The sequence below is a fragment of the Ruegeria sp. YTSA072 genome (assembly GCF_059610285.1).
Genome location: NZ_JBXWNI010000013.1, coordinates 1 through 13,829 on the forward strand (window position 1 = coordinate 1; position 13,829 = coordinate 13,829).

Below are 13,829 nucleotides of genomic sequence, written 5' to 3' on the forward strand. Positions count from 1 at the left end.
GGGATGGAGCAGCCCGGTAGCTCGTCAGGCTCATAACCTGAAGGTCGTAGGTTCAAATCCTACTCCCGCAACCAACGTCAGATAATACAAAATAGCCCGTTTAGACAACAATTGATCCACTGGATCAATTGCTTAACGTCCTCACCTCGTCAGGCTCATAACCCGCAACGTCGAAGACGCAAATCTTAAGCCCGGATCGAGACGACAGAGCTCAATAGCGTCTACGCTCAAGTTTGGCTGAGATGGGGCTTGGAGCGCATCGCATATAACAAAATCACACGCTGCGACAGCAGCGTAATGGAAAGCAACTGAACAGTGCTAGAGCAACTTTCTCGAGCGGTCATCCAGAGAGTTCATGAAGTAGCGCAACAGAGCACGTCGCAATCCGGGTATGTTTAACTCCAACACAAAGCGTGTACCACTCCGCATTCGAACCTAGATTGAGTTCTTTGCAGTTCGGCGTACCGAGAACAGAACCGATTGAACAAAGTGTAATACTGATATTCCCAGATCAAGGTAGTTTGTTCAACATGATGAACATCGGTAAAACGAACTGCAACCTATCTGGATTGGGGTAATCGGACCTACGTCTGAATACATCATTAAACTCAAGCTTAGTTCGGCTCCGCTTCTACGCCTTTCAAGCCTCTCATAACTTTTTCGACATGCGATGGATCACTAAATATCCCAGTCAGCATCCTTTCCACATCTGCTTCAGGCCACGAATTCTTTAGTTCAGAATATTTGCGAGCGGCATCTTTAATTCTGCCCAATTCGTACAACGCAGCGGTCTGGTACGCGAAGGATGGAGCGCTGATCGGATCTCCGTAGTCTGCCGCTGCTAAAAAGGCTTCCAAAGATTTCTGATATTGCTCCAGATGAAAGTTTGCGGCACCATATATATTGCGGTTCGCAAATCGCTGGTTACTATTGCCTACATTCATGGCTTTTTCGGCAGAACTCGCGGCCTCGGCAAAATGACCTGAAAACAGCGCAATCGAGCCGTGAATATCTAAAACATGTTCATCTTCGGGTGCTATTGCCACTGCTCTTGTTGATATTCTTATCGCCTCATCAAATTCTCTGTTCGCGAATTTGACCCAAGCCTGGGCTGATTGAGCCCAAGGGTCAGTGGGTGCCAGACGAACCGCATTACCTGCCATGAAATAGGCTTCCCTGATCAACACTTCTTTTTCAGGACCCGGAGCTGTCATGATAGCAAGAGTTCCAAGCGCCTGAGCCGCACCGGCATAACCGCCGAAATAATTCGGGCCAAGATCAATATCGCGGCGGAAAACTTCCGTGACCAACTGTTGGCGGGGCCGGTCAAAGATGGGGAACATCATACTTCTCGCTTGATCGGCCAAATTCATGGCCTGCAACGAAGACGCTGAATGTTCAATCACCGCCTGACGCTTCAACACTTCCTGCGTAGGTTCCCGGTGCAACTCCTGAACCTGTGGTTGGAATTTGCTCTGCAGGGGGCCCAGCGCAATCGCTAAGCCGATAAATGTCCCAATCACAAAGAAAAGTACTGCCCAGCCAAAAGCGCGAAGAGAATGCTCTTTCTTGCCAGACGAGACGATCTTGGCCCGTTCGAAGCGCGGTCTGTACCCTCCCGTGTCCACAAATATTCTGACTGGATCAGCTTTTCCGGCAGTTTCATAGTAATGGTCCAGATTTTGCCTAAGTCGCCGCGCATCCACTCTGACCACATTGTTGATGTCACCCATCGCGGCTGGATCCCGGCGATACACATCCTGAGCAATTGTTTTGCCCATGATAAGCTCGCCGCGTCCTTCTGACTCCTCTGTAACGATGTATGTCAGAAAAGCACAAAGGCGGTCCAAATGGGAAAACAATTCGCTTTCACAAACGGACTGTAAAGCTCTGGTCTTGTCGATGTTCTCAATATCGAAACCCATAAAACCATTTGTTTCTAAGGTAATGAAGAACGCATTCAGATAACATAATGAACAAGAACAGGCCGTGAGTCACCCCTGTGTCACAGTGATTCCGTTACCTATGAGAAAATCTTACGAGACACTGGCCTAGCATCGCAATTGATGCCTCGTCGTCGACGCAAGTACTTTCATTCCTTTTCGTCGGTGGCTTGGCAAGCAAGGGAGCGCACATAATGAATAGACGAAAGCGATTATTGAAATACTCGATCTATCTGGTGGCCGGGGTGACCTTTGGGTTCTGGCTGGCCGCCCCGAACGGGGGGGTGAAAATCATTAGCGACACTTTCGGCCCTTCTATGGCCTTGGCCCAGGAGGCAACCCCGGAAGTATCTCCGGTCAAGGCGAGGGAGAGAGATACATACTACCCAAACAGTGAAGACCTTCAACCTGATGAAATGAGGGTGATTGCCTGCGGAACCGGAATGCCGACCACCCGCGCGGCGCAGGCGGCGGCTTGTTTCCTCGTCGAGCTAGGGAACGGCGACAAGTTCTTGTTCGATATAGGGTCGGGTTCGGCTGAACGGATTTCTTCACTGCAAATCCCCTACAACTATCTGGACAAAGTGTTCATCGGCCACCTGCACACCGATCATTTTGGCGCGCTGCATGACCTGTTTATTGGCGGTGCATTGATGGGGCGCAATGTTCCTCTGCGCGTCTGGGGGCCCAGCGGTGCGGTTCCAGAACTTGGTACTGCTTACGCTCTGGACCGCATGCAAGAGATGCTATCGTGGGATCTGGCGGGTCGGGCCGGAAATGTCGATTTCCGCGGCTACGTGCTGGACGTGACCGAGTTTGACTACAAGCTCGAGAATGAACCCATCTATGAAGAAAACGGCGTTGTCATTCGCACTTTTCCTGCGATCCATTCCATTGATGGCTCGGTTAGCTATGCACTGGAGTGGAACGATCTGAAGTTTGTTTTCAGCTCGGACACTTATCCAAACAAATGGTTCGTCGAATATTCCAAAGACGCCGATCTGGTCATCCATGAATGTTTCATTGCTGTGCCCGAATTGGTCAGCAAGATGAAGTTCACACCGGAATCGGCCTTGCAGGTAGGCACCCAAGTTCGCACCGCGCCGGAGGCATTCGGAAAGGTCATGAGCGAAATAAAGCCTCGCATGGCGGTTGCGTATCACTTCTTTAACGACTTCGACACCGTCAATGGAGTGTATGAGCGCATCCGGTCCACCTATGACGGCCCGCTCAGCTTGTCAGAAGACTTCATGGTTTGGAACGTAACCAAGGATGACATCCTCGTACGGATGGCAGCAACTGAGGAGCGGACATGGGCACCGCCCCTGGCGGCCCCGGCCGAGGCACCAAAAGTAGAAGACAAAACTGCGATGGCTGAACAGCTGGGAGTGGAAACCCTTGATTTCAGTGACTTCATCGCCAGTGGCGTCTGGGACGTAGATGATGTTCTGCGGCCAATCTACGAAGATGCCAGCGAAGCATTGGGTCAGGAATTCCCTTACCCTGAAAAATCAGAACCCAAGTAAATCCTGAAAGTAACCCGTCGCTTGTTGGCGTTGCCATCCGGCGCCGGTCTCTCTGTGTTTCTTTTTTCAGACTGTGCCTCGTGTTTGGAACCAGAAGCACAGAGCGGAGCCGGTATAGGAGCGTTCCCTCATGATGTATCTCAAACGTTGTATCATTCTGGCGGTTTTCCCGTTGTTGCTTCCGCTGGCAATTCACGCCGACCTCTTGCCCGCTAACGGTGCGGAAACGGCCGCCAATTTTGCGGAAGTCTCTGTGCTTGAGGATCGAGTCCAGGTCGCGTTGGAGATTGACTTGGACGACGTGCACGCATTTCTGGCGGACCCAAAGGCAGGAGAAGACCCGACAGGCAATCTTTCTGAACGCACAGGCAAAGCTTTTGAGGTTTTCGCTGATGGTGTGGCACTAATGCCCGTAACGCTTCACCTTGAAGTCCGAGCAAGAAAGCCGCGGGTAACGGCCATCAGGCCAAGTTATGGCGTGTCCTTACAGGACGAACGATCTGCCCAGGTTGTCTATGTCGTCCTTGACTACCGCTTTGATCACAAACCAACCGCGATCACCTTTAAGCCACCGCTAACACCTGAGGGAATACCCGCAGCAGCTATCGGAGTGATCTTCGATCACCTTGGTGTAGCTGTGACAGATTACCGATACCTTTCCCGGTCGGAGGTCTTTTATCCCGACTGGGACGATCCCTGGTACAGCAAGTTCGAAAACCCAAACCTGACCCGTCACCATAAATCGGCGCTGATGTCGTTCGTGTCAGTTGAGCCGCGGGAGGTTCGCCACGAAGTTATCTTTCGGTTGCGCGATTTGGAAGGCTGGCTTGATCTCAATCTTGAAGAAACGGCGGTCCTTGATTCCGACACTATGGCAAGGGTCGAACAACAGGCCATTGATCTGTTTTCGAAAAGAAATCCACTAACAATTGACGGTAAAACCAGTCTTCCCAGTTCGGCAAAAGCCAAACAGTTAATCGTCGGTGTTGAAGGTTTGAAGGTTTTGGAAAAACCGCCCCAAACAAACCGCGCCACTGCAATACTTGGCATCGTTCTGTCTTATCCACAAGATACGTTGCCCAAAGATCTGTCTCTAACGTGGGAACTATTTACGAAAGACACAGACACAATCCCCGTTCAGATAACTGACCCCGCCGGGGCTGTGCCCGGACAGGTGACCAGAGATTCGCCTGAAATCTCGTGGGCCAACTACATCCTGAGATGGAGCGATCCCAGAACTCAGCCTGTGACGGTCGCAACTTTGCGGACCACTCAGGTGCCGGTTCTATCACTTGGCCTTGTCGCAGTCGCATTGTTTTTCTCAGCCCTCGCTTGGAAGAATCGGTCCACTCATTGGCATGGCTGGGCTGTGGGAGTGCTGTCGGTCTGTCTGGCATCAGGTGCCCTAAGATCGACGATGTTTGAGGTCACCCTTCCAACCAAAGCCATCCCTGATGCAGCTGCAGCCGCGCAAGTTACCGAAGCGATTGTCGCAAATCTGGCAATCGCCCGAATGGAAACGCAAGGCCCTCAAATGACAAAGGCACTGGCTGAATTCGTTACGGAAGAAAGCCTGAATGACGTTGCGGCGGAAACCCGCCGGGGTTTGTCCGTAGTTCTGCCATCGGGTGCCACTGCTATTATCGGACCCACCGAGAAGCTGTTAGTGGAGGGCATCGAACCGATGGCCGATGGCGGCGATAGGATTCTGGCGCGCTGGGATGCGGTGGTTAGCGGCGGGCATTGGGGGCACATGCATCGGCGCAATGTTTCTTACCGTGCGCTGCTTGACGTCAAGCTTGACGGGGACGCTTGGTTTCTGTCCGGCCTCACAATTCTTGAAACTCGAATGAAAAACCAACCTTCGTCAGAGGGAGGCAACTCATGAGAGCCATTCATATCGCTTTTATTTTGCTGATTAGTCTTCATAGTCAGCCTGCCCTTGCTCATTTCAAGCTGAACTAGAACGTACGGGTGCACCATGTGTTGCACTCGGAAGGTGGTTTGGACGTGTACCTGCGTTTGCCGATGTCCTACGTGGTGGCAGAATTGGTCGGCCCAACGGGGTCGGATGGCCTGCCTGAACCGGCCCCCTACACCTACAATCAGATCGAAGACGGCCTATTAATGCACTACGCAGATCAAGGGGCGTTGCGTGATGATCCGAACGGGTTGGCGGCACTTGTAGAAGCTGGCTTCGAACTAGCGGTTGAAGGGCAGGAACAGGATGCATCAATAGTCGGCTTGCGCCTGCATCCTCTGGGATCAGAACCGGGTTTTGCGACTCTATCCGAGGCACAGACCGCGCTGGCAGAGGGAGATGTAATTCCGCTGACAGGTGACGTCTATGTGGGTGACGTTATGGTAGACTTGCACCTTCACTATGCCGCTGGGCCGGTCGCAGCTTACTCCCTGTCATACAGGTCTGACCCCGGCCTAAAAGGTCAGGAGGATACGGCAAACCTGATCCTCGATTATGACGGCGATCAGATCCGAACTTATCGCGCCACGGGCCTGATGCACGAGCCGGTCCACGTGTCCGGATCAGCAACAGCTGCGGCCTCGACTTTCTTTGCCGAGGGGATCCGCCATATCCTCGAAGGTCCCGATCATGTGCTGTTCGTTCTGTGCATGATTATTGGAGCGCTAAACCTGCACAGTCTTCTGGCGCGGGTCACAGGATTCACCCTTGGTCACACAGTCACGCTGATCCTCGGCTTCTTCGGCTTTGCCCCCAGTGGTGCGTGGTTCATCTCAACGGTGGAGCTGTTGATTGCGCTGTCGATCATCTATGCTGCGATATTGGCTGTCCTACCACCGGAACAAGACCACGGAGACCTCAAGGCCTTTGCAGTCACCTCGGGCATAGGGCTGCTACACGGTTTCGGCTTCTCCTTCATGCTGCATCAGATTCTACGCGTGGACGCACCCAATGTCTGGCACAGCCTGTTGGCCTTCAATGTGGGTGTCGAAGCCGGTCAGCTGATGATCGTCCTGCTGGTCTGGCCGCTGGTTCTGTTCCTGCGAAAGCAGCCCGGTCGCGTCTGGGTCGGTTCCCGCGCCGCTGTCGCCGTCTGCGCCAGTCTGGTCGCAATGGTCTGGGTGGTCGAACGGGCTAAGTTTTTCCTATAGTGCTATTGAGGTGTATGAACGTCAGGCAGCCTGGGGCGCCAAATGGTAATTATCCTACTGATCTATTTTGGGCTTCTATGGCTCGTTTTTTTTAAGCTGAAGCTGCTACCGTGGAATCGGCCCAGCAAAATCATGTCCGCTCTGGTCGGTCTGGGGATTTGCCTGTATGTCATTGCCCAGCTAAACACGACGACGCCTTCGGGTCGGATTGCCGTCATGGGCGTGGTTGTGGAAATTGCGCCAACGGTGCGCGGAGAAGTTATAGAGGTTCCGGTCAAACCCAACCAGTCTGTGGCTGCAGGAGAAGTGCTGTTCCAAATAGATCCAGCACCGTTTCAGACCGCTGTCGCCGAGGCTCAAGCTTCTGTGGAGATTGCATCCCTGACTCTGCGGCGGCAGCAAACCGTCTATGACAAAAATCCCGGGCTGTCGATCTCACAACAGGATCTGGACGAAAGCCGCGCGGTTCTCGATGCCGCCGAAGCGCGGCTACAATCGGCACAAATCGACCTCGAAAACACTACAGTTTTTGCGCCAAAGGACGGGATCGTCACAGCCGTTAACCTGTCGCCTGGCAATCAGGTCAGATCCTCGGCTGGGGTGATGCCCTTCATAGAAACGGATTCATTGCGTTTGGTCGGTGTGTTTGACCAGAATGGCTCGGCCACCCTAATGGCGGGGATGCCAGCAGAAATAGTACTGGATGCGGTGCCGGGAAAAATCCTGACTTCCAGCGTTTCCCAAGTCTCGCCAGGCACATCAGGCGGGCAGATACCAGTGAGTTCGGAACTGCTCTCGGCTGCGTCCATCGGTTCAAGTTCCGAGGTTCTGGTCATTCTGGACTGGCCTGAGGGCTTGCCCGGCCACGCCGCACAGCTTGGCATGGTTGGCTCAGCCACAGTCTACAGTTTAGAAGCAGGACCCTTCGAAATCCTTGCGAAAATACTCATCAGGATTCGTGGATTGGTTGCTTATCTTTGAAGTTGCATTTTGGATACCACGTGCCGGAGCAACACCGGTCCGAACAACGGTGAGTCCCACAAGGTCGCGCTGACGAAGACCGACTGGTGGTCGACATGATCGAACTGACCCGTCGATACGGTCACACAATTGTCGACTAACCCACGGCGCGGCACGGACAGATTGCCATGGATACCGGGGCCTTTGCCACCGGCATTCTGAGTGCCGTTTTCTGGGCGGTGGCGAGCCTAGATTCATCAGTGTCGATTCACAGCGGATTTCATGCAAATACACGCTTGAAAACTCTTGAAAATTTTGATGGTGCGTAGTTTCGGATCCTCACCGGCGTTCGCGGTACGGGTAAACCTTTTTTCCGACCAAACCTAGCCGGGCCTTGTCAGGTCATGACGGTTTCAATAGGAAAATTAGGAACCGCGTTAAATTATAGAGCTTTTTATGTTGATCTGTCCTGTCCTTCTTTGTGGAGGCTCCGGTACGCGCCTCTGGCCTTTGTCCCGAAAGAGCTACCCGAAGCAATTCGTTCCGTTGGTCGGAGAAGAGACCCTGTTTCAGGCATCTGCCCGCCGATTGTCGGGGGCAAACGCGGAATTGGAGTTTGAACCACCGGTTGTTCTGACCAATTCGGATTTTCGGTTCATTGTCGCGGAACAACTGCAGGCTATCGGAATTGACCCCGGCACGATCATGATTGAACCTGAGGGTCGCAACACAGCGCCAGCGGTTCTTGCGGCGGCGGTGCATGCTTATGCCAAGAATGAGGCTGCTGTATTGCTGGTTGCCCCTTCCGATCACGTGGTTCCGGATGCAGCTGAATTTCAGGCCGCTGTTGCACGGGGTTTGGAGGCAGTTGCGCAGGGCAAACTGGTGACTTTTGGCATCACCCCGATACATGCGGAAACAGCGTACGGATACCTTGAACTGGCCGCTGGTTCGGACGGTGACGGTGCGCCTGTTCCGTTGAAGAAATTTGTCGAAAAGCCAGACCTCGCCCGTGCGACCGAAATGCTGGAGGCCGGGAATTACAAATGGAACGCGGGGATTTTCCTGTTCCGGGCGGTGGACATCATCGCAGCCTTCCAGGCGCATGCCCCTGATATGATCGAGCCGGTCAAGGCAGCGGTAGAAAAAGCAAAGCAAGATCTGGGGTTCCTGCGCCTCGACCCTGAAAGCTGGGCGCAGGCCGAAGACATTTCGATCGATTATGCCGTGATGGAAAAGGCAACGAACTTGTCGGTTGTGCCCTTCGGCGCCGCATGGTCGGACTTGGGCGGCTGGGACGCCGTATGGCGCGAAAGCGGCCCGGACGCGCAAGGTGTGGTGACCAGTGGGGGGGCAACGGCGATTGATTGCCAGAACACCCTTTTGCGGTCGGACAGCGAACAGCTGGAAATCGTGGGTATCGGGTTGGATAACATCATCGCTGTGGCGATGAATGATGCGGTTCTGGTTGCCGATGCATCGCGGGCGCAAGATGTCAAAAAAGCGGTTAGCGCGCTAAAGGAAAAAGGCGCGCCGCAGGCGACGGCGTTCCCGAAGGATCACCGCCCGTGGGGATGGTTCGAAAGCCTGGTGGTCGGAGAGAGATTTCAGGTCAAGCGTATCTATGTGCACCCTGGTGCATCGTTGAGCTTGCAAAGCCATTTCCATCGTTCCGAACATTGGATTGTTGTCGAGGGAACGGCCCGCGTGACAATCGATGATCGTGAGAAGTTGGTGACCGAGAACCAATCTGTTTATATCCCTCTTGGGGCAATGCACCGGATGGAAAACCCGGGAACGGTCCCGATGGTCCTGATCGAGGTGCAAACCGGCACGTATTTGGGCGAGGATGATATCGTGCGTTACGAAGATAAATACGCGCGCGGGCAGGGGGCCAAGGGCTGAACTGCGCACCGGGATCTGTGTGACATTGGTTTGAAAACGCGCGGCAGGGATTGCAGCCTTGCAAACCTAACTTATCAAGCAAAGCTGATCGTCGGTTTTTGATCCTGTCAAACCGATCAATAAGGTCAGTGCCCAGAAGTGCAGAACAAGTGAAAACCGTTTAGTCCGCGCCAAACAAGTCTCGGGTGAACACTTTGTCCGCGACATCTTCAAGTTCGGGGCTATGCCGGTTGGCAACGATCAAGTCGGCTTCGGATTTAAAGGTTTCGAGATCCTGCACGACACGAGAGCGGAAAAACTCATCTTCCTCCAACGTTGGTTCATAAACAATGACCTCGACGCCTTTGGCTTTCAGCCGCTTCATGATGCCTTGAATGGAAGACTGACGAAAATTGTCGCTGCCGACTTTCATGACCAGCCGGTGGATACCAACGACGCGTGGGCCTTTCATCAGGATTCGATCTGACAAAAAATCCTTGCGCGTCCGGTTCGCGTCCACGATGGCACGAATAAGGTTTTGCGGAACATGGCTGTAATTGGCCAAAAGCTGTTTGGTATCTTTTGGCAGGCAATACCCTCCATACCCGAAGGACGGATTGTTGTAGTGATCGCCAATTCGGGGATCCAGCGAGACCCCCTCGATGATCTGGCGTGTGTTCATACCGCCAGCCATGGCATAGCTGTCCAGTTCGTTGAAAAAGGCCACTCGCATGGCGAGGTAGGTGTTGGAAAACAGCTTGATCGCTTCGGCTTCATCCGGGTCGGTGAACAGGACGTCCACGTCTTTGGTCAGGGCACCCTCAAGCAAAAGCTCGGCAAATACCCGCGCCCGGTCCGAACGTTCGCCAACGATTACGCGGGACGGGTGCAGGTTGTCATAAAGCGCGCGCCCTTCACGCAGGAACTCCGGCGAGAAGATGAAGTTGTCGCTGCCCAGGTCAGAGCGCAGCGACTGAATAAACCCTACCGGAATCGTCGATTTGATGATGACGGTGGCCTTGGGGTTAATCGCATTCACCTGCCGGGCGACAGATTCGACACTGGATGTATCGAAGTAGTTGGATTTGGCATCATAATTTGTAGGGGTTGCAACAACGACGAATTCGGCATCTTCGAAGGAAGGTTCCGTAGTTGCCCTGAGCGACAGCGTTCGGTTGGCAAGAAAGTCTTCAAGCTCAGCATCGACGATGGGGCATTGGCCGGAATTGACCATTTGGACCCGCTCTTCAGAAATGTCGATTGCCGTGACATCGTGGTTTTGTGCCATTAGCACCGCGTTGGACAATCCCACATATCCAAGACCTACAACTGCAATCTTCATACCTTTGCCCTCATATTCGCAAGCCGGTGACTACTTCACCTGCTGTATTGCTTACCGATTGTAAATGCGCATGTGTGCTTCGCACAAAGCATTGCGGTCGAGAAAAACAAAACACCCGCAAGAACTCTGGGCATCGGGCATAGGACATATCAGCCAACGATTCTTACCGGCGGCAATTGCCGGAGTTCCAGGTTTTCTTGTCACCCCCGCGGGCGGCTTGTTAGTCTGTTCCTATTCTGAATAGGAGGGGTTTTATGCTTTTTATTACCAATAGATTTCCGACCCAGAGTATTCGCACCCGCAAAGGACGCCGTTTTACCTTTGATCTGGACAATAACGCGCCTTCAAATTCGGTGTTTTACTGTGAAAAGGGTGAAGATGAACACCACACCGAAATTACCAGCAAAGAGCTCTTGCGGCGGGTGCGCGACAGCGATTGCCGTCAGATCCTGTTATACTTGCACGGGTTCAACAACCTGCCCGACGATGTGTTTCAAACAACGGCCGAGCTTCAGCGTCTGTGCGATCAGGCCAAACCCGGTGAAGTGATGGTGTTGCCTCTGATCTGGCCCAGCGACGCCAAGCAGGGGATCGTTCAGAAATACTGGGATGACCAGAAGTCCGCGGACCAAAGCGGCTTTTCCTTTGCGCGGGTGCTGGAGCGTTTCCTGGAATGGCGCAACAGTGAGGATAACGAGCCCGAATCTGCCCCCTGCCTGAAACGGATCAACCTACTGGCGCATTCGATGGGCAATCGGGTTTTGCGCCAGACGTTGATGGAATGGGATCGGTATGATCTGGCGTCGGGCGTGCCGCTGTTGTTTCGCAACACATTCATGGTCGCCGCAGATGTCGTCAATGAAACCGTGCATGAACATGAGCCCGGTGTGCTGGTCAGCCATGCGTCGCGGAACGTGGTTGTTTATTTCGCATCCGACGATCTCGCGCTGCGGGCCAGCAAGGCAGCAAACCTCAAGAACAAAGTGGCGTCTCGCCGTTTGGGACATACGGGGCCAGAGAATATCGATCGAACGCCGCATAACATATTTCAGGTCGACTGTGACGATATCAATACGGCCTATGACACCCCCACCGGCCACAAGTATTTTGGTCTGGTTTCGCCGGGCGGCGAGGCGGGCCTGGTGTTCCGGCATATTTTTCAATGTGTCCAATCCGGGCGCGTTTTCCCGGATGATCTGCATCAGCGCTCGGTCATTTTGCGCTGAAACGGGTGTTCGCGATATGTCGGCTTTTCAAATTTGATCGGAAATCCAAATAGTTCACAATCTGGTGTTGCAACCTTCAGAATGATCTGGATGATCAGCACTACCAAGACCGACAAAACCGGTCTGCCGTTCCACGGAACGGTACCAACGAAAAAACGGGGAGATTATGATGATCCTGAAGAACTTGATGATCGCTGCCAGTGCGACCGCATTGATGGCGGGTGCCGCATCGGCGGAAACGCTGCGATGGGCACGTGCTGGTGACGCGCTGACGCTGGATCCGCACTCGCAAAACGAAGGCCCGTCACACACAATACGGCACCAGATGTACGAGCCGCTGATCATTCGCGACGTAACAGGCGCGTTTGAACCTGGGCTGGCGACCGAGTGGGGTCCCAAGGCTGATGACCCGAATGTCTGGGTCTTCAAGCTGCGCGAGGGCGTGAAATTCCATGACGGCGCGGACTTCAACGCCGAAGATGTGGTGTTCAGCTTTGAACGGGCCAAGCAGCCTAATTCGGACATGAAAGAGCTGATCGGTTCGATCACCGAAGTGCGCGCGGTCGACGATTACACCGTCGAGATCGTCACCGATGGTCCGAACCCGATCCTGCCGTCGAACCTGACCAACCTGTTCATTCTAGACAAAGGCTGGGCCGAGGCAAACAACACTGTCAATGTGCAAGATTTCGAGGGTGGCGAGATCACCTTTGCCACCACCAACGCCAACGGTACGGGGCCTTATGTCCTTCAAAGCCGCGAGCCTGACGTCAAAACCGTGATGGTGCGCAACGACAACTATTGGGGCATCGACCAGTTCCCCATGGAAGTGACCGAAATCGTCTATACCCCGATCCAGAACGCTGCGACCCGTGTCGCGGCGATGTTGTCGGGTGAGGTGAACTTCCTGCAGGATATGCCGGTGCAAGACATTGACCGCGTCAATGGCGCCGATGGCCTGATGGTCAAGCAAGCCCCACAGAACCGTGTGATCTTCTTTGGCATGAACCAGGGTGCGGACGATATCGAAGCAGACAACGTAGACGGCAAGAATCCTCTGGCCGATGTGCGTGTGCGTCAGGCGATGTCGATGGCGATAAACCGTGATGCGATCAAGCAGGTCGTGATGCGCGGCCAATCGCAGCCTGCGGGCATGATCGCACCGCCTTTCGTGAACGGCTGGACCGAAGCGATGGACGGCGAATCCGCCACTAATCTGGAAAAAGCCAAGGAACTGATGGCAGAGGCAGGTTATGCCGATGGCTTCTCGCTCCGGTTGGACTGCCCGAATGATCGATACATCAACGATGAAGGGATCTGTCAGGCGGCCGTTGGGATGTTGGGCCAGATCGGCGTGACCGTGAATCTGGACGCAAAGCCCAAGGCCCAGCACTTCCCGCTGATCACCGACGGCAAGACAGATTTCTACATGCTGGGTTGGGGTGTTCCGACATATGACTCGGAGTATATCTTCAACTTCCTTGTCCACGGTCGCGAAGACGACATCGGCACATGGAACGGAACCGGCTATCAGGACGACGCGCTGGACTCGAAGATCAAGTCGCTCGCCTCGAACACCGACCTGGACGCCCGGAATGCCGACATCGCGGACATCTGGCGTGTCGTGCAGGATGAGGCGCTTTACATCCCCATTCATCACCAGGTTCTGAACTGGGGTATGGCTGACGGTGTCGGCATCGAAGTGGATGCCGAAGACCAGCCCAAGGTCAAATACTTCACCATTAAGTAAGTCAAAACCTTTGACGATCAGACAGGGCGCGATTTTCGCGCCCTGTTTTTTGTTGCGATCTGAGAT

General features: G+C 53.9%; 9 protein-coding genes. 7 read left to right on the forward strand and 2 right to left on the reverse strand.

The window, feature by feature from the left end; all coding sequences use genetic code 11:
• Positions 1 to 614 precede the first annotated feature (614 nt).
• A complete protein-coding gene (locus tag AC2FIB_RS18135) occupies positions 615 to 1,925 on the reverse strand; it encodes a tetratricopeptide repeat protein (protein ID WP_496842550.1) in 1,311 nt (436 codons plus the stop codon).
• A gap of 212 nt (positions 1,926 to 2,137) precedes the next feature.
• Between AC2FIB_RS18135 and gntH the strand changes: the two genes are divergently transcribed.
• From gntH to AC2FIB_RS18160, 5 genes are all read left to right on the forward strand, one after another.
• Complete coding sequence (gntH, locus tag AC2FIB_RS18140) at positions 2,138 to 3,469, forward strand: guanitoxin biosynthesis MBL fold metallo-hydrolase GntH (RefSeq protein ID WP_496842551.1); 1,332 nt, start codon at positions 2,138 to 2,140, stop codon at positions 3,467 to 3,469.
• A 130-nt stretch (positions 3,470 to 3,599) separates the two neighbouring features.
• The gene (locus AC2FIB_RS18145) at positions 3,600 to 5,357 is read left to right on the forward strand and encodes a hypothetical protein (protein ID WP_496736998.1); all 1,758 of its coding nucleotides are present in this window, start codon (positions 3,600 to 3,602) and stop codon (positions 5,355 to 5,357) included.
• 122 nt (positions 5,358 to 5,479) lie between these two features.
• The gene (locus AC2FIB_RS18150; protein WP_496842593.1) at positions 5,480 to 6,601 is read left to right on the forward strand and encodes a HupE/UreJ family protein; all 1,122 of its coding nucleotides are present in this window, start codon (positions 5,480 to 5,482) and stop codon (positions 6,599 to 6,601) included.
• A 132-nt stretch (positions 6,602 to 6,733) separates the two neighbouring features.
• On the forward strand, positions 6,734 to 7,582 hold the full coding sequence (locus tag AC2FIB_RS18155) for an efflux RND transporter periplasmic adaptor subunit (protein WP_496842552.1): 849 nt from the start codon (positions 6,734 to 6,736) through the stop codon (positions 7,580 to 7,582).
• Positions 7,583 to 8,017: 435 nt separating this feature from the next.
• Positions 8,018 to 9,466, forward strand: a complete 1,449-nt coding sequence (locus AC2FIB_RS18160) for a mannose-1-phosphate guanylyltransferase/mannose-6-phosphate isomerase (RefSeq protein ID WP_496842553.1) — start codon at positions 8,018 to 8,020, stop codon at positions 9,464 to 9,466.
• 160 nt (positions 9,467 to 9,626) lie between these two features.
• On the opposite strand, the gene AC2FIB_RS18165 is transcribed toward AC2FIB_RS18160, so the two are convergent.
• On the reverse strand, positions 9,627 to 10,787 hold the full coding sequence (locus tag AC2FIB_RS18165) for a nucleotide sugar dehydrogenase (RefSeq protein ID WP_496736988.1): 1,161 nt from the start codon (positions 10,785 to 10,787) through the stop codon (positions 9,627 to 9,629).
• Positions 10,788 to 11,041: 254 nt separating this feature from the next.
• Between AC2FIB_RS18165 and AC2FIB_RS18170 the strand changes: the two genes are divergently transcribed.
• Together AC2FIB_RS18170 and AC2FIB_RS18175 are read left to right on the forward strand one after the other, a co-directional pair.
• Positions 11,042 to 12,013 carry an alpha/beta hydrolase gene (locus AC2FIB_RS18170; RefSeq protein WP_496842554.1) on the forward strand — a complete coding sequence of 324 codons (972 nt, stop codon included), beginning with the start codon at positions 11,042 to 11,044 and terminating at the stop codon, positions 12,011 to 12,013.
• Positions 12,014 to 12,182: 169 nt separating this feature from the next.
• Complete coding sequence (locus AC2FIB_RS18175) at positions 12,183 to 13,763, forward strand: ABC transporter substrate-binding protein (RefSeq protein WP_496842555.1); 1,581 nt, start codon at positions 12,183 to 12,185, stop codon at positions 13,761 to 13,763.
• Positions 13,764 to 13,829 lie beyond the last annotated feature (66 nt).